The organism is Sulfurimonas sp. HSL3-2, from assembly GCF_039645965.1.
GTDB lineage: Bacteria > Campylobacterota > Campylobacteria > Campylobacterales > Sulfurimonadaceae > Hydrocurvibacter > Hydrocurvibacter mobilis.
On the sequence record NZ_CP147917.1, the window covers coordinates 1,494,755 to 1,521,146 of the forward strand.

Genomic DNA, 26,392 nt, shown 5'->3' on the forward strand with positions numbered 1-26,392 from the left:
AAAGATAGTTCCTCAAAGTCAAGCGGAAGTCGGGCAAAAGTGAAGCTTAGAAGAACACTCCGTTGAGACCTTTGTTTGAAACTTTATATTTAAGATTTTTTCTATTCGTTCGCTGTCAAATCCGCAGATCTTGTTATCACCTATGACCATAAGCGGTCTTTTGATAAGAATCGGCTCTTTTAAGATAAGCTCTAACGCTTCATCTTTACTAAAACTAAGCGGATTGATCTCTTTGCTTTTTATCTTCGGTGCATTGACATTAAACCATTCGTGTACGGGCTTGTCTTTTACGAACTCATAGAGCATCTCTTTATCCATCTCATTGTTTAGCAGATCGCGTTCGATAACAAAGTACCCTGCATCACGGATGCTTTTTTTCTGTTTGGTGTTCGTCGCACACCCCGGTTTTTCATAAAATATTACAAGTTTCATCCGACCTCTACCATATCAATAGCTTTGTCCGTCAGACAATATGTCTGGATCCCGTCATCATGCAGATTCATACATTCACTCAGACACCCTGCATCTAAAAGAGTCTCGATAACTTTATCGACGACTTCCTGTTTTAAACCGAGATACTCTGCGATATCTTCAGCATCATATAGGTTGTAGTTATCTTCATCACTAAGATTATAAATAGCTTTCATAACACTTTTTATCATACCAGTCATGACATATCCTTGCATTGATTAATATGTTTTGCCGAATCGACATAATACATTTCAATATATGCTGTGCAAGTTTTGTACTCGATTTTCTCTTTTTAGCTCTTTTTTGGTCATAGTGTTACACTTTTGTAATACTTGTTTGGCTAGAATACGCGACATTTAAACAAAAAAGGGGTTAGTTCAGTGAACAAACTATCAATTAAAGTACAAGTATTGTTACTAGTATCGCTATCACTAGTACTTTTAGCACTAATCATAAGTCTAATATCTGTTTCTAAAAGCAAAGATGCCTTGATGACACAAAGTTATTCGGCATTAACGACTGTCAGAGACATGAAAAAGAATCAGATCGGAAGTTTCTTTCATGAAAGAATGGGGGATATTCAAGTTTTATCACGTTCTGAAGATCTTAAAAAACTGATCGACGATCTTTTATATGTGCAAAAAGAACTTGAAGTAGGTACGACAGATACTTTTCCTATCCATAACCAGCTTACAAAAGAGAAAACAGTACCGCATGAGAATTTTTTCCAGTCCTATATAAAAGATTACGGATACTACGATGTCTTTGTCATATCCGCACAAAGCGGACAAGTGATGTACACGGCAGCAAAAGAGTCTGACTACGGAGCAAATCTTTTATACGGTTCTTTAAAAGACAGTGGTCTTGCACAGGCTTATAGAAAAGCACTTGCGAACGGACGCCCTACTTTTGCGGATATGGCACCTTATGCACCGAGCAACAACGCGCCTGCTATGTTCTTAGCTACACCTGTAACAGTAGACGGTGTCGTAAAAGCCGTTCTAGCTTTTCAGATCAGTGACGCTGCAATAAACGACGTGATGCACTACAGAAAAGGTTACGGAGCTACGCAAGAGGATTATCTCGTAGGTCCAGAAAAAAAGATGAGAAGTGACAGTTTTCTCGACCCGAAAGGTCACTCTCTTCAGGCATCATTTGCACATCCAGAGACAGGCTCAGTCGATACTGAAGCTTCACGTGATGCATTAGCCGGCAAGACCGATACAAAAATAGTCATAGACTATAATGGAAATCCTGTTCTTTCTGCATTTTCAACTGTAAAGGTCGGAGAAGATTTTTCTTGGGCTATTTTATCTGAGATAGATGAAGCCGAAGTGATGATCATACCAAATAAGATACGCAACTCGATCATCATCGCCTCACTTATTACGCTTTTCATCATCATCGGACTTACTATATTTATATTAAAAGCAAGTGTCGTGACACCTCTGGAAAAGTTCAAGACTACACTTTTAACTATCGGAAACAACAGCGATCTAACAATAAAAGTAGATGAGAATGCACCTCTGGAACTTTCAGAAATGGCACAAAGCTTTAACACTCTTATCCGTAATCTAAGAGACCTTATTCAGACTTCAAAACAAAGTTCGTCTGAAAATGCATCCATTTCACATGAACTTTCCACAACGGCACTGGACGTCGGAAGAAATGTCGAAAGATCCGTCAGCGGTATCAATGAAGCGACAGAAAAAGCCAATGACATAAAACAAGAGATCATGGAAGCGATCGCTGCTGCTCAAAACAGTAAAAAAGATATCTTGGAAGCAAACGATAACCTCAATGCTGCCCGCGAAGATATTATCGCTCTTACTTCAAGAGTTCAAGAGAGTGCAGAGCTTGAAGTCGAACTTGCCCGCAGAATGGAGACTTTATCTAAAGAAGCGAGTACAGTTAAAAATGTTCTTGAAATGATTTCAGATATTGCGGATCAGACAAATCTTCTTGCACTTAATGCTGCTATCGAAGCAGCGCGTGCAGGTGAACACGGACGTGGATTTGCCGTCGTCGCAGATGAAGTCCGCCAGCTTGCAGAGAGAACACAAAAATCACTCGTAGAGATCAATGCTACGATCAATGTTATCGTCCAGTCTATCATGGATGTCAGCGGACAGATGAATGCAAACTCTGCTGAAGTCCAAGCTCTTGCAGATGTCTCGACAGACGTGGAAACAAAGATAAATACCAGTGTAAACATTGTCCAAGCCGCTGTCAGTGCAAGCGATAAGACAGTGACCGACTTTGAAAAAACTGGAGGAGATGTCGAGTTCATCGTCTCTCAGATCAGCGAGATCAACAGTATCTCTTCACAAAATGCCAGAAACGTAGAAGAGATCGCTTCTGCAGCTGATCATCTTAACTCTATGACAGAAGACCTTCACTCTAAACTAGAAACATTCCGTACTTAAAAGTCTTACTTAGATATCTCCTCTCTTTTAGGAGATATCTTTAAGCATATCTATCTGTTTTTGCCAGACGATCTTTTGAAGAGGATGTAATGACTGGCGACTCATCCACAGTTCAAACTCCTCGGCATAATGACTCTTGATGATACCGTCTAAGTCCTGCATCTGAACACATAGACTCTCAAGGTAGTTCTTTGCCTCATCGATATTGAACGACTTTACAGGCTGTAATCTTCTTTTTAGACCGCTAAGCAGTTTCTCATCCACTATCTCTTGTACTATTTCCAAAAATCTTGACGCCGCAACTGGATCTGCATAGCTCTCGTTCCAGATACGTCCGTTTATCATCTGGTCATACGCCAAGTCCATAAAGACGGGATACTTTTCTAAGACTGCGATCAGCTCGTTAAAGTCATCGTCTATCATCGCACGAAAAAGCATACGGCTACGATTTCTTATCTTCACCCGCAGTCTTTCATCTTCTATCACTTGTGGATTGAGCAGGTTAAAACGTTCCAGTGATCCAAGTCTTGAGTGGTTAAACGCCATGATGGCGACCATGACATTTTTGTCGCTTACCTGTTTTGGATGAGAACCGGAGGGTCTGTAAAACGCCCACTGAAGTCTTGCTTCGTCATCTTCATGTTCAAGGTACTTCGCATCGCCCTTGGCCTCAAAGTCTGTATCGTCTTGGAGTGCTTCTATCTCATCTTTGTAGTTTAGTTCATACATGCTGGTCTCTAAAGGTCAAAGTAAAAGACATCGCCGTAAGCTTCAAGTCTTTTCATATTCTGTTTCTGGCTGATAAGAAAGAGCGTGTTTATCTCTGGGGCACGTTCAATCTTAAACAGACCGTCGCTAAGTACCATAAGAGTCGCTTCCATCTCGGCGACTTTTCTTAGATACTCCAGTACGGGAGTAAACAGCGTACCGCCGTTGCCCTTTTCAAAGGAGAGTTCAGGCGGTTTTGCCTCCTGCGCATCATAGGTCACGACTTTTTGCTCATCCACACTCTCGTCAAAAGGGATGACGGTGACTTTAAAGTCTGTACTCATACGAAGAACGGAATCTATGATGCCCAAAAACTTTGAGAACACCTCTTTGTTTATACTCATAGACCTGTCAAGCGCTATGTAAAGGTTTAAACGGTTTCGCTCACTTCTATACCCGGGCAGGTAGAGATTTTGATGAATGAAACGGCGGTTTGGATGCGAAAAGTTCGTCTCTTTATCGAAAAAACTCTCGCTCATGTAGGTGTGCAGAAGTGTCTCTAAGTCTATCTTTGGACGGATCACCTCGTTTATCACTTCCAAAAAAGATGATGGGATGTTGCCCTGCTTTTTCGCCGAGCCCATCGCTTGAACGATGAGCGCATCTATCTCTTCCATAGCGGCCTCAGTGTCGCCCTCTTCCTCTATAAGGTCAAGTTTTTGCTCTTTTGGGTTTTCATCATCGGGTGTGCCCTCGCCGTCCTCTTGTTCCTCATAAAGGATGTTATACACCTCTTCAACGCTTTTGTCTCGAAACTTCTCGAGCATAACCTCATTCTCGGGTCTCTGCCCTACTCTTTCAAAGTCACTCAGCAAAAGGTTTATGACGATATCGCTGCTGCGGTTCCACATGCCGTGGTCACGTCCGCCCATTCTAAATGCGTGTTTGAGTATTACATGTAAGAGCGTATGTGCATATATATACTTGAGGTTTTCATCTTCTATAGCTTCACAGAGGACTGGATCGATAAAGATCGCTCTGCCGTTTGTCTCAAACGCTTCGTGAGGATTTGTACGAAAGTGCATCGGCAAAGAGAGTGCGAGTACACTTAGGAAGGGATGGTCAAAAAGAAACTGTACTCTGATCTTCTCCAGTTTTGTGAGAAGGTCAGATGATATATTCGCCATACTTTGCCAGCCAGTTATCAAATGCGCTATGCATCGCTATGGATTCATCTTTTACGATGACATCTTTTATAAGCATTACGCCAAACTCTGTCGGCAGTGTCTCGCTAAACGCGAACAGATGTTCTTTATGAGTATCTGTACTTTTATAGTACTCGACCAAAGCCGACACAAGTGCATAAAGCAGTGCGGGCTGGTTTTTTACCTCCGGATAGTTCCCTTCATAGATAGCTGCGACATCAGGAAGCTCTTCATAGACTTTGACGTATGAAGTGAACTCTATGCCCGAACTGTACCCGATCGTTCCGTAGATGATGGACGCTATCTCATTGATGTTCTCATTCGCTTTTAGAATGTTTGAGAGCATATGGTAACTTCTCGGCGTCGCAAATGCAGGATTTGCATCATCTTCGATGACCGGTTCCGTTGCAAGAAGATCAGGACGAAAGCCTAAAAATCCTATGATGAAATGGTGCAGTTTTTCTTTGATGGCAAAGAGTTTAAAGTCATCAAAACGCGCTTGGACATGCAGGTGAACCATGCGGTTGACCAGCGGTGAAGGCAGGCGGAACACGACACCTCTGTCACTTACTCTGTTCCCAGCACATACGATCCTCCAGCCACGAGGCAACTCATACTCACCCATCTTGCGGTTAAGGACGAGCTGATAGATAGCAGCTTGAACCGAAGGCGGTGCGGAGTTAAGCTCATCAAGGAACAAAATCCCCTCAGAGTCCATATCTTTTGGAAAGAACACAGGCGGCATCCAAACGGTCTGATCATCCTTTATGGAAGGCACGCCGCGCAAGTCAACCGGGTCCATCTGAGAAAGACGGATATCTACGAGTTCAAGGTCATGTTTTTTTGCCACGTCTGCAACGATGTAAGACTTTCCGATTCCCGGGCTTCCATGGATAAAAAGCGGTGTATCGGTATTTAAAAGTGTTTCAATATGCGTATAAAGTTCCGTTGTCGATATCGAAGGTGTTATCATGCGCTGACCTCGCTTACCATACATTTAAAACAGTTCATCTGGTCGTCACAGCTTGCACATGCAGGAGCGATACGCCCGATCTCGTCATAGATGAACTTTTTCCAGAGCTTGTCTTTTGGTTTTTTAGCCGCGAACTCAGGAAAGTTCTTCTTCATAAACTTAGCCATCTCAGTCCTGCTTTTAAATCCAAGATCCTGATACATATGATTCATCTTCAGTGACTCATGAGCGACCCATGGAGCCAGTACGCCTTGTGCAAAAGCATTAACACCGTAAGAGCGCAAAAGAGCGCACACTTCCTCTTCCATTATCTTCAAATCCGTCATATCTCCATCTCCACCATTTTTCCCATAGTTATCTCAGCTATATCGATGCCGAAATCAAAACACGCTTGCAGTTCTTCCTCTGTCGGGATCAGCTTGACCTTCAGTGGTTTTACCGGAAGCCTGAACTTCAGCCACCTCATCCTGTCGTGCAGCATCTCGGGTGCTTCGCCCGTCCATCCGTATGAACCAAACGATGCACCGACCTTTCCGCCGCTTTCAAGGTAAGCCATACACGCAAGCAGGTCCCAAGCGGGTTTTACAGCGTCACCGTTTATGGTCGGCGAACCGATGACCACCGCGTCCGACTCTTCGAGCAGATCGACCATGTTGTTCTCATCAAGCGAGGCAAGGTCGTACATACTTGCGACGATACCCTCGACGGAGTCTGCTCCTTCGGTGACCTTTTGCGCCATCTTATGCGTGTTCTCATAACTCGACATATAAAAGACCGAAAGCATCTTGTTGCCGAACGTGTGTTTTCTAAACTTCGCCTCACTGCTCCACGCCGCATACTTGTCTATGTAAAACTGCGGATTGGTCCTAAGTACGGGACCGTGCAGAGGTGCGATAAGCTTGATGTCAAACTTCCCGTAAAGCTCCAGAGCCTGAAGCACATACTGTTTAAAAGGACGCATGATGTGGTCGTAGTAGTACTTAAACGCATAAGAAAAGTCTCCGACCTCATCGTCAAAAAGTCTCTCATCATAGTAGTGGCTTCCAAAGACGTCACCGCTGAAGAGCAGTTTCTCCTCATGCAGGTATGAGCTCATCGTATCGGGCCAGTGCAGAAACGGAGTGCTTAAAAACTCTATGGTCTTGTCTCCTAAAGAGATCACTTTCCCCGTATTTGCCACTTCAAAAGGGACATCCGTCTTGATGATCCCTTTGAGCATCATCACAGCACGTCCTGAGATGATGAGCTTTGCCTGAGGCGCTCTTGTCATCAGCTCCTCTAACGCTCCCGAGTGGTCAGGTTCAAGGTGATGCAATACGATATAGCGTATCTCATCATATTCACACAGCAGTTCAAGACGCTTGAAAAAGTCTGCCGAGAACTCTTTTTTCACGGTGTCCATCACACATACACCCTCGCTGCCGCGAACAAGATAACTATTGTATGAACTGCCGTTTGCAGTCTTCATAATGATGTCAAATGTACGGATTCTAGGGTCAAATGCACCTATAAAATGGACACTCGGTGAAACTTGAGCAATACTCTTTATCATATATAATCCTTGACTTCACAAGAGTTATTGCATTTTTTATTCTATTTTGACCCTAACCGTAGATAAGTTTAAGATAATCATGGATATCACTTAGGAAAAAGCGGCGGTTGTCACGCTCTTTAAAATGTCCTACCCATCCCGCGTCTTCTTCTCTTACCATCTTACATGGGTGCACGAACTCCATATACGGGAGCATCATCTTAAACGAACCGCAGTCGTTTATGGCATCCACGACGGCATCAAACAACATATCCAGACTCTCTTCATCTTCTATGAGATAAAGCGATCCGTCTCTATGAAAAAAACGGTATATATTTAAAATTTTTTCGGCTTCTGCATTCTTTGATTTTTTCATTTTCGGATTCACTGTCTCTTCCTCTCTTATTTTCCCGCTGCACATACATACATAATATGATCTTTTGTCCCTAAGAACTTCTGCATCTTTTCATCATAAAATGCGCCTATACCCGTAAAACCTATCTCTTTATCCCCAGTTTCAAGGTAAAGCTTATGAGCGAATGCCCCTGCACACATCAGTGAGTCGGAACTGAACTCTTTAGAAGTTATCACGGTTACTATCTGCGCATTTTTTATAAAATGCTGATCGACAAGCAGAGCTGTCAGTTCATCTGTAAAACTGCCCGCTTTTATGATCTTGCCCTTATGATATACGCCCGCTTCAAGGCTGCACTTTTTTAAGACTACAGTGTAACACTCAAGCGGATCTGCATCTTCACTAAGGTGTTGCATAATCTGTTCAAAATCATCCTCACTCATATATGTACCCTCAAACTTGCGGGCAGAACGTCTTTTTAAAACAACATCTTTTTTCGTAATAAACGGAAAAAGCCTGCTTGTAAAAAGTCCCTCCTTCTCCATCAGATCAGGCAGATTCCCCTTCGTATCGCAGTAGTCCGTAGGTGCTACATGTAAAAGCGGTTTGACTAAGGGGTTCACTGTTTTTTCAGTCTCACTCCCTAATGCGATGACCGCACAACTAAACTCTTCGTCTTTAAACCCCATAGCTTTGTTTAACACATCCGCGTCAAAACCGGACAAAATTGTCATATCTTGGTCTGAGATTGTAGCGGCGGCTTGTATGGATGCAAGCTGATGGCCTGCATCAAGATAGCAGTAACGATATGCTCTCTCGCCGTATTTCCACTCTGAACGAAACGGTACACAGCTTTGTATGAGTATCATCCCATCAAACTTGTGCGAAAGACCCACGGCAGTTTCTATCCCGTCTGCTTCGATCTCCTGAATAAGAACGATCTTATCCGCACTTGCATCTATGTGATAGATACCGCTTATGATCCCTTTAACACCGCGGATCTGAGCATATAGTTCAAGCGGATGGAGATTTCCCGCTGAGGGAGTGTTTAGTTTGTAGTAGGGTTTTGCACCGATATGCTCTCTTGAAGTGACACATCGACAGAGTTCAAGTATATGAAGCGCTTCTGCAGCACCAAACGGGTAGTTAAACAGAAACTCCGGATAGTGCTTAAAGGTCGAAGGCTGCGTGAGCCAGTCGATATAGCCTCCGGAAGCAGCTACTTTTTTTCGCGTAAGAGAGGTCTGTTCATACACATCGAGCATATTTTAGACAGACATCCAGTTTTCGTGAGTATGACCTTTTTTCTTTTCGCTTGCAAGTTTTGTTATCGCTTCGATACACGCATCATAGTTCACTTCATCGACTACTTCGGGAACGATCTCTTTATAAGCTATCTGTCCCTCTCTGTCTATGACGAAAACAGCACGTGCAAGACGGTCTTTTAGTTTCCCCTCAGAGATGAGTACTCCATATTTTTTAGCAAACTGACGCTCTTCGTCTATCACAAGCTCGGCACTGTCTATAGACTCGCTGGCTTGGTAGCCTTTTACAAACTCCAGATCATCGGTAGTCACCATGATGGTCGTAAGTTTTTTAATCCCTTTGACCATTTCATTGAACTTTTTAGCACCGAGTGAACAGACTTCGGTCTTAAGCGAAGGGATAGCGATAAGAAGTTGGATATCTGGAGCTATCATACCGATCACGTTCTTTGTATTGTCTAGTTTTGTTATACGTGCTGCGGGAGCTTCCTTCCCTAGAAATAGTTCTCTTCCCGACAATTCTGTCGGTGTTCCGTGGACTGTTATCTGCATAATTACCTCATTTTTTTCATGATATTGCTAATATGTATGCAATATGCATTCTATTCGTTATACAACAAAATGGTTATTTTTTATACAACATTTTTGTAGAATTGCTTTAGTTTAGCTATATAATTTTAGTAAATCATTTAAATAGTTGGACATTATGTATAACCAAATAAATATACCAAATAACGAAGAGTGTCAGACATGTGCTCTTACATTTGCATACAATGAGATCAGTATTCTTTACGATATTGCAGTTATGTTATCAAGCAGTACCGATGTCAACGAAAGTATTGAAAAAGGGATGCGCCTTTTAAAACGTAACTCTTATCTGGAGCGCTGCAGCCTTTTTCTACTCTCAGATGACGGATCTTCTGTAGAACTTCACTCTTCTATCGACATCACTGCACAACAACGTAAAATGGCCACTTATAAACTAGGAGAAGGAGCAACGGGACTTGCTGCTCAAAGTGCAGAACCTGTTGTTATCGAAAATATCCACAATAATATAAACTATCTAAACAAAATGGGTATCGTAGATACAAAGTCGATCTCTTACGTTGCCGTGCCTATCATGCAGGACGAGGCTCTTTTTGGTGTCATCTCCGCAAATATAAACAAATCTACCGTTCTTGGTTTTGATGATATCGTCAGAATGCTTACGATCGTCGGTACCCTCTTCTGCGGGACACTTGCGATCCAAAAAAGATTTGTACAGGAGAAAGAGAACCTTACTGACCTAAAGACATACTATAAAGAGCAGGCTTTAAGCGAATACAAATTTGAGAACATCGTCGGTAACAGTACAAAGATGCAGCATATCTTCAGCCTGCTTGAAACTGTCGCGCCATCGGATGCGACCATCTTAGTGCGCGGTGAGACCGGAACGGGTAAAGAGCTTATCGCGACTGCGGTGCATAACCTCAGTAAAAGAAAAAACGGCCCGTACATCAAACTCAACTGTGCTGCTATCAGCGAGACACTTTTAGAGAGTGAACTTTTCGGACATGAAAAAGGTGCCTTTACAGATGCAAAAGAGATGCGTAAAGGTCGTTTTGAACTTGCCGACGGCGGTACGCTTTTCCTTGACGAGATAGGTGATATCACCCCTTCATTACAGGTAAAACTGCTTCGTATCCTTCAAGAGCAGGAGTTCGAGCGTGTGGGTGGGACAAAGACCATCAAGACAAATGTACGTCTTGTCGCTGCGACAAACAGAGACCTTGAAAGCATGGTCGCAAAAGGAGAGTTCAGAGAGGACCTTTTCTACCGTCTGAATGTCATCCCTGTCAACCTTCCGCCACTACGCGAGAGATATGAGGATGTCAAACTTCTTATAGAGCACTATCTGCACAAGTTTATGAAAGAGCACAGAAAGAACATGAGCTTTAGTAAACAGGCGCTGGAGATCCTGCTTGACTATCCATGGCCGGGGAATATCCGTGAGCTACAAAACACGATGGAGAGGATCGTCCTTATCTGTCCTGAGGGTGTGATCATGCCGGAGATGCTAAACCATGTACTGCCGTTTAACTATCAAAAACTGTATATGCAGCCGGAAGCTCAAACAACAACGCCGACACAAATCGTTCAAGAAGAAAAAGCTGTCGAACAGCATCCGGTAGAAGTAAACAAACCGATCACCGTGACTAAGGTCAACCTGCAGGAGCTTGAAAAAGAAGCAATTCTCCAAGCGCTCATAGACAACCGCGGTATCCAGACCAAAGCCGCTACGCAGCTAGGGATGACAGCAAGACAGATCGGCTATAAGATCAAAAAGTATGAGATCGACCTCTAGTGAGGTCGGGCGGTATTTTTAAGAGTGGAGATTCATTCACTGGAATGTAGTTTTAGGCATTTTATTCCACTTTTTCGAAAGGGTTATTATTCAACAATTCATTTGCCTTACCTTCAGGCATCCAGCTTAAAGTTAAATTAAGCTGTTCCGGTTTCTTATTTACAGTGGGCAAAAAAACTGCACATAGCTGGCCAACATTAGATGGTAAATTGTGTTCTTTTCTATGAGATAAAACTCTTTTAGCAGCTTCTGTAGCCATCTCTTTCTTTATTTCGAGTAATGTTTTGGATATGGTTCGAAAGCATTCAGACCAATTATTAAGGCTGTCTATAACTGGAATTTTTTCAGGAGAAGATTCTAAGTCTTGAATTAGCTGTTTATTCCAGATGGACCTCTCTTCCAAAAGTTGATCTCGCTGAAGGTCTAACCGGAAACTTATTCCTTCCTGACCTGCACTATCAGTGTATCCGATTTGCATTGGCGGCACGCCTATATGCTGGCAGTAGTTCCTGAGTTTATAGAATAGCCTATATTCAAAGAAAGAATCATATTGCTTAGATTGTATAGATTTCCATTTTTCAAGCTGTTCCGAGTTCTTCCCAAATTCTCTTGATAACGAAAAATCTGAATGATCTAGCAATGAGCGAAACATACTTAAAATGTTCAGTAATTGTCTTGAAAAATTTAAACTTATTAAGTCAAATTTTTCTTCATTCATATCTTTTGAATCCAAGAAGTCAGACGCATAATTTACTACAGACTGCAAGAATTCTTGTATATTAAGCTGGACGCTCTTTATTAACCTTAGGCTATTGTGATACTCAAATATTGCCAATCGATCCGCCTTGAAAGACTCATAGCAAATAGGTTTAAGAATATTAATACTTGTGCTTGGCTCAGTTTCGCCTTCTTTTAGCTCTCCAACAACGAAAGCCAAATTCCATACTCCATCTTCAGATTTATTCATATACTTCCTGATTGCCTAACGTTTAAATAGAGCTAATAAGTGACCACTAGGTAACTTATTAGCTCCTATATTTTGTTATGTATTTATTTTGTCAAATTCACTTTTTAAATTACTTTGCATTTTACTTGCTAAAGATGATATTTGATTAATAGATTCAAAAACTTTTGATAAAGTTTGTTGATTAGCTTCATCACTTGTATTTTGAGACATATATTGTTGTTGGTTTCCCCAAAAAAGATTTGCTTGACTGTGAATTGTATTTATATCATTAAGTAAATCAGGAAAATATAGACCAACACTCATTTGTATTTTATTAATATAGTTTACAATTTCTTCTGTGTAAAGTTTATTAAAACTTTTTAAGTCCTTTGATACTGTTGATATATAGCTTGTTGTAGATGAACACTTAGACTTAATTTTTGATAGTAAATGATACACTTCCTCTAAGTGCTTAAGCTTTTGGTTGTTATAGTTTTGTTTATATTCAATTTCTAATAATCTATATTTCTCTTTTTGTTCTTTTTCAAAAAGTTCACGTTGATAATCTAATTGTTCTTTTAACAATCCAATTTGTTGTTTAGAGTTTCTATGTGCAACATATATTGCAATTCCTGCTCCAATAATTGCCCCAATAAATGTTGCTAAACCTTTATCCATGTTTACTATTCCTTATACATAACTATTTATTCAACGAACATTATATATAAAACAACCCGATAATTCAAAATTAATTGACACAAAATCTGTTTATTTAAATGAATAAATCATTGCAAAGTGCAATATTTTGACTCTTTTTTTATCAAATCCATTCAAACCCTTAGAATATCAATATACATTTAAAAATATTTTTACCGTTATTTGAACATTTTGTCGTTTAATTGGAAGAAGAAACTCTTACATGTAAAGACTGTCATTATTTTTTTTGAAGTTTATGATGAAGATATAAGACTATGAAAAGAAAAGATATTACGCTAACAGAAAAGACCCTTAAAAGGGTTCTTCTTATATATTTTAGTCGTCACCACGGCTGATGATTTTCGCATTTACTTCGTTAGGAAGTTTTTTTGCTTCAGGCTCGATGAACCATACGTCACCGTTAGTAAGGTTTACTTCGCCGCCCCATTTTTCATCAGTGTCAAACTCTAAAGTCTCTATGATCTCTTCCATATCTTTCTTTGCAACGTAGAAAAGAACTTTTCCCTCATCGTTTTCTCTCAACATAACTTTTGCCATTGTTTATCCTTTTAGTTTTTTAAAGTAACTTTTGATCTTGTAAAAAATGTTACTTATCATATCGTTTTCAAAGGAGATCTTTAAAAATCCATCTCCTAAATTCCTAATGTATGAAGATACACCATAATGCTTATCATCCCGATCCGGAAAATCGGTACGATAGTGGACACCTCTACTCTCCTCTCTTTTCATTGCAGAAAGTATCATCGCCTCTGCAATATAAAGTGCGTTTCTAAACTCTAAGATCGAAGAAAGTTCTACATTATTGTGTCTCTCTTTGTTGACACAATGCAGACCGTACTGATGTTTCATAAGATAGTGGACATACTCAAAAGCATCTATCAGTGATCCTTCATTACGGTAGACGCCTACATTTTTAAACAGTGATTCTCCCAGATTTTTTCTCATCGCATTGATGTTGAAATGGCTCTCACCCTCAAGTATCAGGTTTACACGTCTATACTCTTTGTTGACCTGAGAAAAGTCTATAGGCAGGAAATCCTGTCTTTTTGCTCTGCGTGCTGCTTCTATCCCGGCTATACGACCAAAATATGCACCTTCAAGTAAAGAGTTTCCGCCAAGTCTGTTCGCTCCATGAACTCCTGTCGCTGCACATTCACCACATGCATAGACACCCGGGACGTCAGTCGATGTATCTCCTCTTGTCCAGATGCCGCCTATAGTATAGTGAGCCGATGGTGCTATCTCTAAAAGCTCGGTCTTGATGTCTATACCTGCACTGTTAAGCGCCATCTTCTGAGTTGACGGCAGTTTTGTCTCGATCGTCTCAGCGGAGAGATGTCTAAAGTCAAGATAGACTTTATGTCCCTCCTGTATATGCTCCAAAATTGCGCGTGAAAGCTTATCTCTGGTCTGTAGTTCATCTGTAAAGCGCTTTCCGGCCTCATCTACGATATACGCACCCTCGCCGCGGGCCGCTTCGCTTATCAGTGCACCGTTTTTCAGAGTCGTCGGATGAAACTGTACGAACTCCAGATTTGAAAGTTTCATTCCCGCCTGTAAAGCCGCAGCTATGACATCGCCTGAACTCTCTTGAGGATTTGTAGAGTGTCCTCTGTATATCCCTGCAAATCCTCCGCCGGCAAGTACCAGTGATTTACATGCAAACGCCGTTACATGCGAATCTGCACGGTGCAAAAGCGTAATGCCTGAAAGCTTGCCGTCAAACTTCGTGATACTTAAAAGCTGATGATTGCTGAGTATCTCTACGCCCTCTTTACGGCACTGCATAAGCAGGTTTTGGACTATCGCGCTTCCTGTTCTGTCAGCGATGTAACATGTCCTGTTCGCACTTGCTCCGCCGAAAGGACGCTGTTTTATATTGCCCGATTCATCAGAATCGAACTTTACACCCATCTCTGAGAGTTCTGAGATGATGTTTGGTGCTTCTTTACACATATCATTGATATTGATCTCGTTTGCAAGACCGTCAGATCCGTTTACAGTATCTTTTATATGCTTGTAGATGGAGTCTTGTTCATTTAAGTTGATAACGGCATTTATACCGCCTGATGCGACAGCAGAGTTCGAACGGAAAGGATTACTCTTGGTGATCACTACGACACTGCATCCCGCTCTTTTTGCATATAGAGCGGCGAATAGTCCCGAGATCCCGCTTCCTACTACTATGACATCATATAGCATTAACTACTCCCCAGTAACGTTTTGATCTGCTCGTTTTCAGCCCTTGGCAAGTATGCCAGTGTAAGATTGTCTTCCACATGCTGCGGATCGACCGCTCCAAAAAGTGCACTCACGACATTTCCGCTGCGTGCGAACTGTAATGCGCTGAGCACATCGTTAAACTCCGACGTCCCTAAAGCCTCGCCGATCTTCGGTGCGAATTTTGACTTAAAGAGGTTTAACTGCAGCAAAGACGATGATGCAATAAGCTGCAACCCGAATCCACCCACTGCCTGCATAAGAGTATAGTAACGACCGTCAGGCCCTTTTTGATTTGTAAAACTGTATGCCTCGGATTTTGCCAGATTATAAGGTGATTGGATATATTTGAAATGGTGTTCTTTTCCGCCTACCTTTTGCGCAATATTTACGATATCTATAAGACTGATGTACTCTTTATGCGTATCTTCATACAAGAAACCGTTCCATGCAGCGATGCCGTAAGCTCTTATCTTGCCCTCTTTCACCAACTCTTCGAACAACACGAACGCATCCTCGACTCTTTTTAAGAAAGTCTCATAATCGATGTAACCCAGCTGTGTCTCGGGGTTGTGAAGGTATAAGATATCTAAGGTCTCCAATCCAAGGTTTTCAAGTGATTTTTCTACACTCCATCTCAAATATTTCGGTGACATACAGTGCTGATCTATAATGATCTCATCTTGTGTAGCCAGACCTTTATCGACTACCTCTTCCTCTATCCATGTATATGGATTTTCCGGAAAAGGGAAATCAAGCGGTAAAAATCCAGCTTTGGAAGTGATGACTAACTGCTCTCTTGAGGCTTTGCCGTCGGCAAAAAGCTCTTTAAGCGCTTCACCGATCTCACGTTCACTCGTCTGATACCTATAGTTAATAGCCGTATCTATATGATTTATACCGTTTAAAACAGCCATCTTGACAGAGTCCTTGTAGCTTACTACATAGTTCTCCTCACGGTACGGCTCTTTTCTAAACGTTCCCAGACCAAGCGAAGATATAAAAAAATCTCCGTTGAAACTGTAAAAATCTTTACTATACTTCGGATATTGTTTTAGGTATGAAAAAGTACCCTCTTTTGTTGCGTATTGCATCTTAAGTAACTATGACTTTAATATTTGCTTTGAGTTTGAACTTGAGCATATCCTCAATACCCGCTAGAGTCGTAGTCGTATTCATTGAACAGCTCATACACTCACCTTGATATTTGATAAGTACGTTAAATACTCCGTCTTCCTCTTTGATGTCGATAAGCTCGACATTACCGCCGTCAGCTTTTAACGTAGGACGGATATACTCTTCCAGGATCGCTTCGACAGATTTGATCTTTTGAACAAGACCCATAGACTCAAATGTACCGTCACCTTTTGCTTCGATGATCTTACGAGATTTATCTTCAGCTTCAAGTTCACTCATCACCTCTTCTAAGATGTTTACAAGATAGACATCTTTTGCTTCGTGACCGCCCGGTTTGATACAAGACTTACAAAAACCACCCGCTTTTGTATAGTCTGTGATCTCTTCTATAGATGTAAGTTTATTTAATTTGATAACTTGTTTTAAAGTGTCTTGAGAAACACGAGCACATTCACAGATGATAAACTCAGTCTCAAAGCTTTCCATATCTACGTTTTTATAGATAGAAGCCGCTTTTTTGATAACATCGTACGCCATAACAGAACAGTGCATCTTCTGTCCCGGAACTGCAGGAATATCCGGATCGTCACGTAAAGCTTTTTCAACATCTATATTTGTTATTTTAAGTGCATCATCTACTGTTTTATTCATACATAGTTCTGCCATCATATCTGATGAAGCTATCGCAGTACCACAACCAAAACTTTTAAATTTACTATTTTTTATCGTATCTGTTTTTGGATCGATCAACCAGTAAAGTCTTACAGCATCACCACAGCTCTCAGCTCCAAAATCAGCAATAACTAATTGATCTTCACCCGCTTCTGCTTCAGTAATCTCACCCATATTTATCGGATCGTTCATACGGCGTTGTACTTCAGTTGAGTACTCTTCCCATAATGCCCCGCCAATTAAGTCATCTCTAGCCATTACTTCTCCTTGTAAATCATTACTGAGGTAGATGCAATTTATATTCTTGCACTTTTATGCAATACAGGACATAAATACTCTTTTTTTAAAAAAACAATTACAATTTTGTTAAATTTAAAATATTACGACAAAAATGTACTATTTTATGTTTTCTAGAATAGCTCTTGCATATACATATTTAATTACACAAAAAGGATTCACAATGTATTTGCTAACTGCGATATTTAACCAAAGTTGTCTAAAAGATGTTTTAACGGATTTAAAAGATAGAGGAATCGAGGGAGTCACTATAAGCCACGTAGTCGGAAAAGGCGGACTTGGATTTATAAAAGAGAGCGGAGAGACTGAACTCGATAAAAACATTAGACTTGATATTGTCATCTCAAATGATACATTCAAAGAATCAGCAAAAGAAGCAATAAGAGCAAATACTCGTGAGATCGAAACAGGTTCAGGAAAGATGTGGGTGACTCCGGTACTTGAAGTAGAAAGAATAAGAACAGGCGAGATAAACGAATCTGCTTTGGCACACCCGACAGCACCGAAAAAGAAAAATCTTCAAGACAACTACTTTACGGCGATCGATACACCGGTTAGCTAAAAAGACAGCAAATATACAAACACATACCCTGTTGTCTTCTTTATAAAGTCAAGTGATGATCTCCTGCATGGAAGATATCATCACTTACAATACCGCTGAGAAAGAACAAAAAATACTCCACCCCAACGACACGACAAATGAGTTCAGATCTCTTCCACTCTTGTAAGTTAAATATATTTATAATAGAATAAGTCCATAAAGTTAAAAGAGCGGAGTAGAGATATGGGATCAGCGACCTTAGAGTTTCAAAAGATCATCCTCATATTATTGATCTCATCTGTAACGCTCTATGCACAAAATGCTCAAGAGATCATACAAAAAGTCGACCGTAACATGCGGGGAAAAAGTGTGTATATGGAACTTGTGATGAGTGTAAAAAATCAAACTTATACAAGGACGATGAAACTTCAAAGCTGGTCAGAGGGCAAAAACAGAAGTTTTGTAAAGATAACCTACCCTCCAAGAGACAAAGGAATAACCTTTTTAAGTCTTGACGGGCAGATGTGGCAATACATCCCAAAGATCGAAAGAACCATCAAGATACCGCCTTCTATGATGCTTCAAAGCTGGATGGGATCGGATATAACGAATGACGACGTCGTAAGAGAGAGTTCTTTAATAGATGACTATGATACCACGCTTCTCCAAGAGAACGGCGATACAGCGACCCTGCAGCTCATACCTAAAAAAACTGCTGCGGTGGTATGGGGAAAGATCATTCTTGATGTAGACACAAAGACTTATACCATGAAAAAAGAGACATTTTATGACGAAACGTCTCAAGCGGTCAGATATTTTACTTTCAAAAATGTCAAAAAGATAGACGGATACTATCTGCCCACTTTATGGAAAGTGATACCGATGGACAAGCAAGACTCTTTTACGACGCTTGAGATACAAAATGCCAGATACGACCAGGCGATATCGGATGAATACTTTAGACAAAGTGCTCTTAAAAGGTTCTCCCGCTGATGTTTACTCTGGCACTCAAGAATATCCTATTTTACAAAGGCAGAAGCATCACAAGCTTTGTCTTGATCTTTTTTAGCACCCTGCTGTTTATAGTCTATGTCTCAATGATGGACGGCTCTCATGAATCGATGCTCAAAAACGCGCTCAAAGTCTATACGGGTGCCATAGAGATATATCAAAAGGGTTACCGGGATATCGGAGGGAATCAATATCTCATAACCGACGTAAAAAGTATAGAAGAAAAACTCTCTGCTGTAAAAGGGATCAAAGATTTTACTTCCAGATACGAGACCTACGGACTTCTCTCTTTTAAAAACTTCTCATCCGCTGCTTTAGTAGCGGGCATAGACCCAAAAAAAGAAGAGGTGATGAGCGAACTCAAGACCGCTTTGATACAGGGAAAATATCTTGAAAATGGTTCGGATAACCACCTCTACGCCGGTGCAGACCTTGTAAAAAAACTCCATGCCAAGGTAGGCGATAAGATAGCTTTTATCGGTCAAGCTTCTGATGGTTCGTTTGCTGCGGATATATTGATACTTCAGGGAATATTTAAGACAGGTTCTTTTGATTTTGATTCCATGGCATCCTTTGTCCCGAGAAGATATTTTGACGAGCTTATGTATTCGCACAACAAAGCCTCATACATCTCTGTCAATGTAAAAGATCTCAAAAATGTCGATGCCATCCAAAAAGAGATAGCTGTGAAAATGCCTCAAGAGATAGAGACTCTGACATGGAAGACTCTGATGAAACCGATGGTTCAAGCCATGGAGGTGGACAGTGTTTTCGGTTATATCAGTCTGGCGCTCTTTTTCATCGTCATCTTTTTTGTCGTAATGATCTTCGGCTTCATAAACATAAGTTCAAGAGTCAATGAACTGGGAACGCTCCGCTGCATCGGGCTGTCTAAAAAGAACGTATTTCTTTTGCAGTTTTACGAGATATTCATTATCTCTACTCTTGCCGTCATCTTTGCCGCTCCGATCGGCGCTTATATCGCGTACTATTATTCCATCCACCCTATTGTCATCGAGGGGATTAGCGAGACCTACAAACAGTACGGTGTCATTTCCGACCAGATACCTTTTGATTTTAATCTATTTACGATCTCCTGGAATATCGCAGTCATCTACATTTTGAGTTTTCTGAGCATCTTGTACCCTGTGTATTACATCAACAAGTTTACTCCGACAGAGGCGATCCGCCATGTTTAAGATCATAGCCAAGCTCGCATGGAGCAATGCGTTTTTACGGAGATCGAGAACATTGCTGCTGGTGAGCATGATCGCCGTCAGTATGGCATTGATGCTCTCCATACAGGGCATTTACGACGGTATGACCAAAAACATGCTGGACAAGACGCTTCGAAGCGATTGCGGCGAAGTAAGCATCTACCAAAAACAGTACCGACTGAACAAACTTTTTAGCAACAATATCCAAGATGCCGACAGGATCGTACAAAGACTGAACCGTGATCCTAAGGTCAAGATAGCGATTAAACGTTTTAGCGTAGAGGGGCTTAGTTCAACGGCCAGAAAATCCTCGTTTGCCAATATCATCGGGGTAAATATCGACGATGAAGAGAAGTTCGGAAAGTTCAGCCGTTTTTTAAAAGAGGGAGAAGTAAGCTTTAAAGAATACGGAGCGGTCATCGGAAGTGCTTTGGCAGATAAACTCAAAGTCCATATAGGCTCAAAAGTGATATTTACGACTCAGAACTCAAAAGGAGAGATAAACGGCCTCTATCTCCGGGTCAAAGGGATCATTCAGACAACCAATATCAATATCGACAACTTCGCGATATATGTCCCGATACAAAGAGTCTATACATTTTTGGGAGTTCCCGCTGAGAGTGCGACGCAGATAGCCATAAGAACAGACGACACACTGCTTGTCCAAACGTTAAAGCAGGAGTATAAGAACCTCGACGTAGAGAGTCTTCTTGAACTCTACCCTATACTAAAACAGATGGAAGATATGACCTATATTTTCAATTCCATAACTTTTGCGATCGTCATGCTGGTGGTCTTTATCGGTATTTTGGGAGTGATGTATGTCTCTATCTTAGACAGGATACGAGAGTTCGGTATTTTACGTGCGATCGGTATGGATTACCGATATATCCGTTTGCAGATCTTTTTAGAAGCAGTTTTTGTAGGCTTAGTCGGTTATATCGGCGGTGCAGTTTTGGGCTATCTTGCCCTGTACTACCTGCAAGTGTACGGGCTTGATCTCAGTGCCTATGCCGAAGGACTGGAGAAATTCGGCTACAGCTCTGTTATCTATGCCCATATAGAGCTCAGCTACTTTACTACGACCTTTGGCGCGATTATCAGCGCATCAATTCTAAGTGTCTTTTTACCGCTTCGAAAGATCAAACATCTCAGACCAATAGATGTCATAAAGGCTAAAACATGATCAGATTAGAGAAAGTGAACAAATACTTTTACAAAGATGAACCAAGAGAAGTACATGCTCTTAAAGATATATCGCTCACCATACAAGAGGGGGAGTTCACACTTATAAACGGACCCTCAGGCTGCGGAAAGACGACGCTTCTCAACGCCATAGGCGCACTAGACAGCATCGACAGCGGAAAGATATATCTTGATGAAGAGAACATATCGGACCTTGATGAGACACAAAGGACACATTTACGGCTCAATAAACTGGGCTTTGTATTTCAAGCCTACAATCTCGTACCGGTCTTAAACGTCGAAGACAACATCGGTTTCATTATGAGATTAAGAGGTTTTTCCAACATGGAGATAAAGGAGCGTGTTTTAGAAGTGGCATCACTTTTGGAGATCCAAGATAAGCTGCACGCTCTTCCAAATGAGCTTAGCGGCGGGCAACAGCAGCGTGTCGCTGTCGCTAGAGCGGTAGCTGCAAAACCAAAGATCATACTCGCAGACGAACCCACGGCAAATCTCGACTCAGTGAACTCCAAAAAACTGATGGACATGATGCATACTTTAAATGAGAAAGAGAAGGTAAGCATCATCTTTGCCTCGCATGATATATACGTCAAACAACGTGTTCATCGCATCATTAAGCTAAACGACGGAGAACTGGTTGAATAAAAGGTTTACATGTAAGATCATTGTTCTTGTTCTACTGACGGCAACTCCCCTTTTTGCGGATCTTCAGTACAACGTCAACAATACCAACTACACTATAAATCAAAACGACACGACCTACAACTACGACCGTCTGCGCTTGAGAAACGACTACACAAACGGCAGTTACTACGCAACTTTCATCGGCGATGTTGTCAACTACTACGGCGGCAGCTATATAAACAGCCAAGACTTCACCTTTGTAAAGACACAAAAGTCTGACACAGCTTACGAGACACAAAGCGGCTTTCATGATTACGGCGAAGGTGCCGTAACTACTAAAGTGTACCGACTTTACGGCGGTTACCAAGATGAAAAGAACAATGTCGTCGCAGGATTGCAAAACATCCCCATGGGAGTCGGAAAGTTTTGGAATCCTACAAATATATTCAATCCCCAAAACATCTACGCACTCGAACCCGACGAAGTGTTTGGTGTTATGGCATTAAGCTATACCAGAAGCCTCGGCACTTTAAGCAGCATAAATGTAGTAGCCAGCCAAAAAGAGGACAGCAGCTTTAAATATGCCCTTAGATACAAAAATTTCATAAAGTTTGCAGACTTTGCATTTGATGTTGTCAAATCAGACGATACGACCATGCTGGGTTATGAACTGCAGGGAAATGTAGGTTCTACAGGGATCGAACTGCAAAGTGAAGGCGCGTACATAGACAGTTCTTTATATGCAGATGAAAACCGAACTGAGAAACAAAGATTTTACCAAATTACTCTTGGTGCAGATTACGGATTTGTTAACGGCATTACCCTTACCGCTGAAGCACTGTATAGTTCAAAGAAGTTCGATTATTCCCAAATATCTTTAAACTATAACTCTGAAGTCTTAACGAATCTAACTGATTCCAATTTGTATGCAGGGGCATCCGTCTCATACGACTTTAATATCTTTCTATCCGGCTCCGCTACATATATAGGAAGTTTAAATGGATCGAACTCAAGATTCTTCTCTCCAAAAGTGACCTACACTCTTAATGACTATAATAGTTTTACTCTTGGAGCGATGCTATATGATAGTTCCGGGGCTCAAAAATACCCCGATACCTATTATTTTAACTATACCCTCTCGTTTTAACGATTATATCGTTGCAAGTTTATAGAGAAACAATCTCTCTTTAAAAGCAGGAATATCGAGCTCCTGACGATATTTAGCGATCGAACGTCTTACCATTGTGATACTAAATCTTTTTTCGATCTCTTCATGCAGGTGTTTGTCACTAAGCGGTTTCTCTTTGTCTTCACATTCGACAAGTCTTTTTAGGAACTCTTTTATCTCTGAAGTAGAGACATTGTCGATAGCATTTGAAAAGAAATCTTTAAACGCGAACACTCCTCTGTCACACTCAAGATATTTGTCGCTGATAGCACGTGAGATGGTCGACTCATTAAACCCAAGTTCATCTGCGACATCCTGCAGGCGAAGCGGCATCAGTTTTCCGCCCATAAAAAAACTATACTGTTTTTCAATAAGCACTAATGCGATGTTATACAGCGTAGCTTTTCTCAAATCGAGGAGTTTGACAAGCTCACGGGCTTCTTTGAACTTCTGTTTTGCAAAATTATCATACTTGTCTATCTGATTGACAATAAGATCAGGATAGAATGCATGATTGATGCGGATTGTAAACTGATCCTCTTTTGACTCTATAAACATGTCCGGTAAAATATTTTCTTCAGGTTCCATGTATGCGATCGCAGGCGGATTGTTTAGTTTTTTCATCATCTCTTTGGCATCATGTATCCTCGGATGGTTCATAAACTTTTCTATCTTATCAAACTGCATGATCATCGCACTAAGCAGGATACTCAGTTCATCATCAAGTTCATACTCGTTTAGCTGAAATAAAAACGACTCTTTATAGTCGACTGCACCCACACCGATAGGTTCTAAGTATGCAAAACGCTGACGTACCTGTTCTACTTTATATGCATCGACTCCGCACTGCTGTGCTATCTCTTTGACATCTCCCTCAAAATATCCTTCATCGTTTATGTAGTAGATGATCTGTTTCGCTATCTTTTGTGAGATCGGTGTCGGAAAGAGCGGAGCGCTTATCTGATTGTCAAGTTTTTCATAAAGGGATTCAGTCGCCACACTCATCCACTCTATCTCGTCACTTGCTGTATTTGAGACGTTATTTTGGTATTCCATAAATGCTACGTGCGATTTATCTGTACTGCTTTCAGATACTTCAAATCCGGATTGGACTTCAAGACACGGGTTCTCGTTTGTGATCACCTGAATATGCTTATCCAGATCACTTAAAGAGCATTGTAAAAGTGGCAGCCAAGTCTGCATAGACAGCCTTGGCAGTTGTTTTTGTTTTAAGGAAAATTCTTGTTTCATCTCATCTTCTTCATAAGCTATAATCTATGTAAATTATACTCTTCTGTTGTATTTAATATACAAATAATTGTTCTTTTTTTATACAATATGCAAGTTTTATTCTATATATTACAAAAATGAAGGATTTTAGACATTTTCCCTCTACTCTTGAGCTATGCTATATTTATTTTTCATTGCACTTTGGTTTTAGACAAAATAAAAAAGTTTTGATCAAAGAATATGTAGTTACAATAAATCAAAAAGGCTTTGATCATGAAGAGATCAGTTCTTGATATATCATCCTTATTTGTTGATGTCGAAGCCAAACAGATACTAAAAGGGGTAGATCTGCATATTAAAGAGGGGGAAGTCCATGTCCTGTTCGGTCCAAACGGTTCAGGGAAATCCACACTTCTTTCTACCATTATGCAGCTTCCGGGGTTTAACATAACCAAAGGGAGTATCGAGTTCATGGGAGAGTCTATAAACACCAAAAAGACCGATGAGATCGCCAGAAACGGTGTCGCCCTCTCCTTTCAGCATCCTCCCGCGATCCACGGTGTGACCTTGTCGAAATTTCTTCATAAGATAAACAGATCAGAAAATCTCGAAGAGGAGATAAAAGAGCTTGACCTCGAGGATTTTCTGGACAGGGATATCAATACGGGCTTTTCAGGCGGTGAACTCAAAAGAGCTGAGATATTAAAACTCTACGCCCAAAATCCTCAGCTCGCTTTAATAGACGAGCCGGAATCCGGCGTCGATTTGGAGAACATCACTATTATCGCCAAAGCCATAAACAGGATACTGCAATATGATGAGAGCTCAAGCAGCAGAAAAAAATCCGCCCTTATCATCACGCATACCGGGCATGTATTAGACTATATAAATGCTGATGTCGGGCATATGATCATAGATGGAAAGATCATAAGTTCCGGCAACCCTATAGAGATGATGGAAGAGATAAAAAAAGAGGGATTCAGCGGGATCATGAGGCGTCTGAGTGCCAAAAAGGGGACTTAATGGATATTCAAAGAATATACGGTGGAATACGTGATGCCCTGAAAAACGTAGGCTTTGGAGAAAGTGAGGAGGTCGCTGGATCGTTTTTAGCGACAAACGAAGAGATAATCGAGAGTTCAAACTCAAGTGAAGGGATGGAGATACTCCCTTTAAACATAGCACTGCAAAAGTATGGATGGCTGCAAGAGAAGCTTTTTTCTCTTGTCTCAAAAGATAAAGACGAGTATGTAAAAATGGTCTCAGAAAATAAAAACAGACTGGGCTACTTCATACATGTAAAAGAGGGAAGAAATATCTCGCTGCCTATAGAGACCTGCTATCTGATAAACAACAACGATTTTGTGCAGATGACACACAACATTGTAATATGCGAAAAAAACTCACAACTGCATCTTATAAGCGGATGTACCTCAAATGCCCACATTATAAACGGGATGCACCTTGGCGTAACAGAGTACTTTTTAGATGACGGTGCCCTGCTGACCACGACAATGATACACAGCTGGGGGAGCGAAGTCGAAGTCTATCCCAGAAGTTCTGCCAAAGTTGGAAAAAATGCGAAGTTTATATCTAACTATATCGCTCTGACTAAGGTAAAAAAAATACAGATGAACCCTAGTGCGTACATTGATGAAGGTGGTCTGGCAGAGTTTTATTCGGTGGTCTATGCACCAAAAGGTTCTACTCTTGATCTGGGTTCTGAAGCATTTTTACAAGGCAAAGGAGCAATATCTAATATCGTGAGCCGTTCTGTATCAGACGGAGGGAATATAATAATAAGAGGAAAGATAACGGGAGATGTTGCAGGTGCAAAAGGGAGTATGGCATGCAACGGGCTTATGCTGAGTAACGACTCTCAGATTCATGCTATCCCTGAGCTTGTAGCAAATAATCCGGATATTGAACTTTCCCATGAAGCAAGTGTCGGTATGATATCAGAAGAGACTCTTGCCTATCTTATGGCATCGGGAATAAGTGAAGATGATGCTAGAAATCTTGTTATTGAGGGGTTTCTTGATCTAAAGATCCCGGGGCTTCCCGCTTATCTTCAATCTAAAATAGATGAAATGATAAGGCAGTCTCAAAGCAAAACCGCGATCTGAAG

Annotated in this window: 27 protein-coding genes; 10 read left to right on the forward strand and 17 right to left on the reverse strand. The window is 41.1% G+C overall.

Translation table 11 applies throughout. The features are described 5' to 3' along the window. Positions 1–18 precede the first annotated feature (18 nt). Positions 19–432 (reverse strand): ArsC/Spx/MgsR family protein, encoded by a 414-nt coding sequence (locus tag WCX87_RS07445; protein ID WP_345978907.1) that lies wholly within the window; start codon positions 430–432, stop codon positions 19–21. Continuing rightward, positions 429–671, reverse strand: coding sequence for a hypothetical protein (locus WCX87_RS07450; protein WP_345978909.1), 243 nt, complete (start codon positions 669–671; stop codon positions 429–431). Before WCX87_RS07450 ends, WCX87_RS07445 begins: the two co-directional genes overlap by 4 nt. Before the next feature lie 291 nt (positions 672–962). Between WCX87_RS07450 and WCX87_RS07455 the strand changes: the two genes are divergently transcribed. Then, positions 963–2,897: a methyl-accepting chemotaxis protein gene (locus WCX87_RS07455; RefSeq protein ID WP_345978911.1), complete on the forward strand. Its 1,935-nt coding sequence runs from the start codon at positions 963–965 to the stop codon at positions 2,895–2,897. A 27-nt stretch (positions 2,898–2,924) separates the two neighbouring features. Here the strand turns inward: WCX87_RS07455 and WCX87_RS07460 are convergent, their stop codons facing one another. Genes WCX87_RS07460 through WCX87_RS07495 form a run of 8 tightly spaced genes read right to left on the reverse strand, consistent with a single transcriptional unit; the run spans position 2,925 to position 9,486 of the window. Beyond that, positions 2,925–3,626, reverse strand: coding sequence for a hypothetical protein (locus WCX87_RS07460; RefSeq protein WP_345978912.1), 702 nt, complete (start codon positions 3,624–3,626; stop codon positions 2,925–2,927). An 8-nt stretch (positions 3,627–3,634) separates the two neighbouring features. Next, positions 3,635–4,792, reverse strand: a complete 1,158-nt coding sequence (locus WCX87_RS07465; RefSeq protein ID WP_345978913.1) for a VWA-like domain-containing protein — start codon at positions 4,790–4,792, stop codon at positions 3,635–3,637. Continuing rightward, a complete protein-coding gene (locus WCX87_RS07470; protein ID WP_345978915.1) occupies positions 4,773–5,783 on the reverse strand; it encodes a MoxR family ATPase in 1,011 nt (336 codons plus the stop codon). The genes WCX87_RS07465 and WCX87_RS07470 overlap by 20 nt, the downstream gene beginning before the upstream one ends. Further along, a complete protein-coding gene (locus WCX87_RS07475; protein ID WP_345978916.1) occupies positions 5,780–6,109 on the reverse strand; it encodes a nitrogen fixation protein NifQ in 330 nt (109 codons plus the stop codon). The genes WCX87_RS07470 and WCX87_RS07475 overlap by 4 nt, the downstream gene beginning before the upstream one ends. Then, on the reverse strand, positions 6,106–7,335 hold the full coding sequence (locus WCX87_RS07480) for an FprA family A-type flavoprotein (protein WP_345978918.1): 1,230 nt from the start codon (positions 7,333–7,335) through the stop codon (positions 6,106–6,108). Before WCX87_RS07480 ends, WCX87_RS07475 begins: the two co-directional genes overlap by 4 nt. A gap of 52 nt (positions 7,336–7,387) precedes the next feature. After that, positions 7,388–7,690 carry a hypothetical protein gene (locus tag WCX87_RS07485; protein WP_345978920.1) on the reverse strand — a complete coding sequence of 101 codons (303 nt, stop codon included), beginning with the start codon at positions 7,688–7,690 and terminating at the stop codon, positions 7,388–7,390. Positions 7,691–7,716: 26 nt separating this feature from the next. After that, positions 7,717–8,934: a nitroreductase family protein gene (locus tag WCX87_RS07490; RefSeq protein ID WP_345978922.1), complete on the reverse strand. Its 1,218-nt coding sequence runs from the start codon at positions 8,932–8,934 to the stop codon at positions 7,717–7,719. A 3-nt stretch (positions 8,935–8,937) separates the two neighbouring features. Continuing rightward, positions 8,938–9,486: a redoxin family protein gene (locus WCX87_RS07495; RefSeq protein WP_345978923.1), complete on the reverse strand. Its 549-nt coding sequence runs from the start codon at positions 9,484–9,486 to the stop codon at positions 8,938–8,940. A 154-nt stretch (positions 9,487–9,640) separates the two neighbouring features. Between WCX87_RS07495 and WCX87_RS07500 the strand changes: the two genes are divergently transcribed. Beyond that, complete coding sequence (locus WCX87_RS07500) at positions 9,641–11,278, forward strand: sigma 54-interacting transcriptional regulator (RefSeq protein ID WP_345978925.1); 1,638 nt, start codon at positions 9,641–9,643, stop codon at positions 11,276–11,278. A 61-nt stretch (positions 11,279–11,339) separates the two neighbouring features. Here the strand turns inward: WCX87_RS07500 and WCX87_RS07505 are convergent, their stop codons facing one another. The 6 genes from WCX87_RS07505 to WCX87_RS07530 all read right to left on the reverse strand — a co-directional run bounded on the left by WCX87_RS07505 (position 11,340) and on the right by WCX87_RS07530 (position 17,228). Beyond that, on the reverse strand, positions 11,340–12,245 hold the full coding sequence (locus WCX87_RS07505; protein WP_345978926.1) for a hypothetical protein: 906 nt from the start codon (positions 12,243–12,245) through the stop codon (positions 11,340–11,342). 75 nt (positions 12,246–12,320) lie between these two features. Next, entirely contained in the window at positions 12,321–12,902 is a 582-nt protein-coding gene (locus WCX87_RS07510) for a hypothetical protein (RefSeq protein ID WP_345978928.1), read from the reverse strand. A gap of 354 nt (positions 12,903–13,256) precedes the next feature. Next, positions 13,257–13,478 (reverse strand): putative nitrogen fixation protein NifT, encoded by a 222-nt coding sequence (nifT, locus tag WCX87_RS07515; RefSeq protein WP_345978929.1) that lies wholly within the window; start codon positions 13,476–13,478, stop codon positions 13,257–13,259. A 3-nt stretch (positions 13,479–13,481) separates the two neighbouring features. Beyond that, positions 13,482–15,143, reverse strand: coding sequence for an FAD-dependent oxidoreductase (locus WCX87_RS07520; RefSeq protein WP_345978931.1), 1,662 nt, complete (start codon positions 15,141–15,143; stop codon positions 13,482–13,484). Continuing rightward, entirely contained in the window at positions 15,143–16,255 is a 1,113-nt protein-coding gene (locus WCX87_RS07525) for an aldo/keto reductase (RefSeq protein WP_345978933.1), read from the reverse strand. The genes WCX87_RS07520 and WCX87_RS07525 overlap by 1 nt, the downstream gene beginning before the upstream one ends. 1 nt (position 16,256) lies before the next feature. Then, positions 16,257–17,228, reverse strand: coding sequence for an iron-sulfur cluster assembly scaffold protein (locus WCX87_RS07530; protein ID WP_345978935.1), 972 nt, complete (start codon positions 17,226–17,228; stop codon positions 16,257–16,259). 202 nt (positions 17,229–17,430) lie between these two features. Here WCX87_RS07530 and WCX87_RS07535 point away from each other — a divergent pair, with 202 nt between their 5' ends. From WCX87_RS07535 to WCX87_RS07560, 6 genes are all read left to right on the forward strand, one after another. Then, the gene (locus tag WCX87_RS07535; protein WP_345978937.1) at positions 17,431–17,829 is read left to right on the forward strand and encodes a P-II family nitrogen regulator; all 399 of its coding nucleotides are present in this window, start codon (positions 17,431–17,433) and stop codon (positions 17,827–17,829) included. A 222-nt stretch (positions 17,830–18,051) separates the two neighbouring features. After that, positions 18,052–18,801, forward strand: a complete 750-nt coding sequence (locus tag WCX87_RS07540; protein ID WP_345978939.1) for an outer membrane lipoprotein-sorting protein — start codon at positions 18,052–18,054, stop codon at positions 18,799–18,801. Then, on the forward strand, positions 18,801–20,018 hold the full coding sequence (locus tag WCX87_RS07545; RefSeq protein WP_345978941.1) for an FtsX-like permease family protein: 1,218 nt from the start codon (positions 18,801–18,803) through the stop codon (positions 20,016–20,018). Before WCX87_RS07540 ends, WCX87_RS07545 begins: the two co-directional genes overlap by 1 nt. Then, positions 20,011–21,222, forward strand: coding sequence for an FtsX-like permease family protein (locus tag WCX87_RS07550; protein WP_345978942.1), 1,212 nt, complete (start codon positions 20,011–20,013; stop codon positions 21,220–21,222). The genes WCX87_RS07545 and WCX87_RS07550 overlap by 8 nt, the downstream gene beginning before the upstream one ends. Continuing rightward, the gene (locus WCX87_RS07555) at positions 21,219–21,887 is read left to right on the forward strand and encodes an ABC transporter ATP-binding protein (protein WP_345978944.1); all 669 of its coding nucleotides are present in this window, start codon (positions 21,219–21,221) and stop codon (positions 21,885–21,887) included. The genes WCX87_RS07550 and WCX87_RS07555 overlap by 4 nt, the downstream gene beginning before the upstream one ends. Next, positions 21,880–23,013 carry a hypothetical protein gene (locus WCX87_RS07560; RefSeq protein WP_345978946.1) on the forward strand — a complete coding sequence of 378 codons (1,134 nt, stop codon included), beginning with the start codon at positions 21,880–21,882 and terminating at the stop codon, positions 23,011–23,013. Before WCX87_RS07555 ends, WCX87_RS07560 begins: the two co-directional genes overlap by 8 nt. A gap of 3 nt (positions 23,014–23,016) precedes the next feature. Here WCX87_RS07560 and rpoN read toward each other — a convergent pair whose 3' ends face one another. Continuing rightward, positions 23,017–24,285 carry an RNA polymerase factor sigma-54 gene (gene rpoN / locus WCX87_RS07565; RefSeq protein ID WP_345978947.1) on the reverse strand — a complete coding sequence of 423 codons (1,269 nt, stop codon included), beginning with the start codon at positions 24,283–24,285 and terminating at the stop codon, positions 23,017–23,019. Positions 24,286–24,537: 252 nt separating this feature from the next. On the opposite strand from rpoN, the gene WCX87_RS07570 reads away from it, so the two are divergent. Both WCX87_RS07570 and WCX87_RS07575 read left to right on the forward strand, forming a co-directional pair. Beyond that, entirely contained in the window at positions 24,538–25,287 is a 750-nt protein-coding gene (locus WCX87_RS07570) for an ATP-binding cassette domain-containing protein (RefSeq protein ID WP_345978949.1), read from the forward strand. Then, positions 25,287–26,390 (forward strand): SufD family Fe-S cluster assembly protein, encoded by a 1,104-nt coding sequence (locus tag WCX87_RS07575; protein WP_345978951.1) that lies wholly within the window; start codon positions 25,287–25,289, stop codon positions 26,388–26,390. Before WCX87_RS07570 ends, WCX87_RS07575 begins: the two co-directional genes overlap by 1 nt. The last annotated feature ends 2 nt before the right edge of the window (positions 26,391–26,392 follow it).

Coding starts and splice junctions, on each gene's coding strand:
- WCX87_RS07465 (WP_345978913.1), bottom strand. CDS start 4,792: ATGGCGAATATATCATCTGACCTTCTCACAAAACTGGAGAAGATCAGA.
- WCX87_RS07460 (WP_345978912.1), bottom strand. CDS start 3,626: ATGTATGAACTAAACTACAAAGATGAGATAGAAGCACTCCAAGACGAT.
- nifT (WP_345978929.1), bottom strand. CDS start 13,478: ATGGCAAAAGTTATGTTGAGAGAAAACGATGAGGGAAAAGTTCTTTTC.
- WCX87_RS07495 (WP_345978923.1), bottom strand. CDS start 9,486: ATGCAGATAACAGTCCACGGAACACCGACAGAATTGTCGGGAAGAGAA.
- WCX87_RS07485 (WP_345978920.1), bottom strand. CDS start 7,690: ATGAAAAAATCAAAGAATGCAGAAGCCGAAAAAATTTTAAATATATAC.
- WCX87_RS07575 (WP_345978951.1), top strand. CDS start 25,287: ATGGATATTCAAAGAATATACGGTGGAATACGTGATGCCCTGAAAAAC.
- WCX87_RS07530 (WP_345978935.1), bottom strand. CDS start 17,228: ATGGCTAGAGATGACTTAATTGGCGGGGCATTATGGGAAGAGTACTCA.
- rpoN (WP_345978947.1), bottom strand. CDS start 24,285: ATGAAACAAGAATTTTCCTTAAAACAAAAACAACTGCCAAGGCTGTCT.
- WCX87_RS07500 (WP_345978925.1), top strand. CDS start 9,641: ATGTATAACCAAATAAATATACCAAATAACGAAGAGTGTCAGACATGT.
- WCX87_RS07445 (WP_345978907.1), bottom strand. CDS start 432: ATGAAACTTGTAATATTTTATGAAAAACCGGGGTGTGCGACGAACACC.
- WCX87_RS07550 (WP_345978942.1), top strand. CDS start 20,011: ATGTTTAAGATCATAGCCAAGCTCGCATGGAGCAATGCGTTTTTACGG.
- WCX87_RS07525 (WP_345978933.1), bottom strand. CDS start 16,255: ATGCAATACGCAACAAAAGAGGGTACTTTTTCATACCTAAAACAATAT.
- WCX87_RS07475 (WP_345978916.1), bottom strand. CDS start 6,109: ATGACGGATTTGAAGATAATGGAAGAGGAAGTGTGCGCTCTTTTGCGC.
- WCX87_RS07520 (WP_345978931.1), bottom strand. CDS start 15,143: ATGCTATATGATGTCATAGTAGTAGGAAGCGGGATCTCGGGACTATTC.
- WCX87_RS07490 (WP_345978922.1), bottom strand. CDS start 8,934: ATGCTCGATGTGTATGAACAGACCTCTCTTACGCGAAAAAAAGTAGCT.
- WCX87_RS07480 (WP_345978918.1), bottom strand. CDS start 7,335: ATGATAAAGAGTATTGCTCAAGTTTCACCGAGTGTCCATTTTATAGGT.
- WCX87_RS07470 (WP_345978915.1), bottom strand. CDS start 5,783: ATGATAACACCTTCGATATCGACAACGGAACTTTATACGCATATTGAA.
- WCX87_RS07510 (WP_345978928.1), bottom strand. CDS start 12,902: ATGGATAAAGGTTTAGCAACATTTATTGGGGCAATTATTGGAGCAGGA.
- WCX87_RS07545 (WP_345978941.1), top strand. CDS start 18,801: ATGTTTACTCTGGCACTCAAGAATATCCTATTTTACAAAGGCAGAAGC.
- WCX87_RS07455 (WP_345978911.1), top strand. CDS start 963: ATGACACAAAGTTATTCGGCATTAACGACTGTCAGAGACATGAAAAAG.
- WCX87_RS07535 (WP_345978937.1), top strand. CDS start 17,431: ATGTATTTGCTAACTGCGATATTTAACCAAAGTTGTCTAAAAGATGTT.
- WCX87_RS07570 (WP_345978949.1), top strand. CDS start 24,538: ATGAAGAGATCAGTTCTTGATATATCATCCTTATTTGTTGATGTCGAA.
- WCX87_RS07450 (WP_345978909.1), bottom strand. CDS start 671: ATGACTGGTATGATAAAAAGTGTTATGAAAGCTATTTATAATCTTAGT.
- WCX87_RS07540 (WP_345978939.1), top strand. CDS start 18,052: ATGGGATCAGCGACCTTAGAGTTTCAAAAGATCATCCTCATATTATTG.
- WCX87_RS07505 (WP_345978926.1), bottom strand. CDS start 12,245: ATGAATAAATCTGAAGATGGAGTATGGAATTTGGCTTTCGTTGTTGGA.
- WCX87_RS07555 (WP_345978944.1), top strand. CDS start 21,219: ATGATCAGATTAGAGAAAGTGAACAAATACTTTTACAAAGATGAACCA.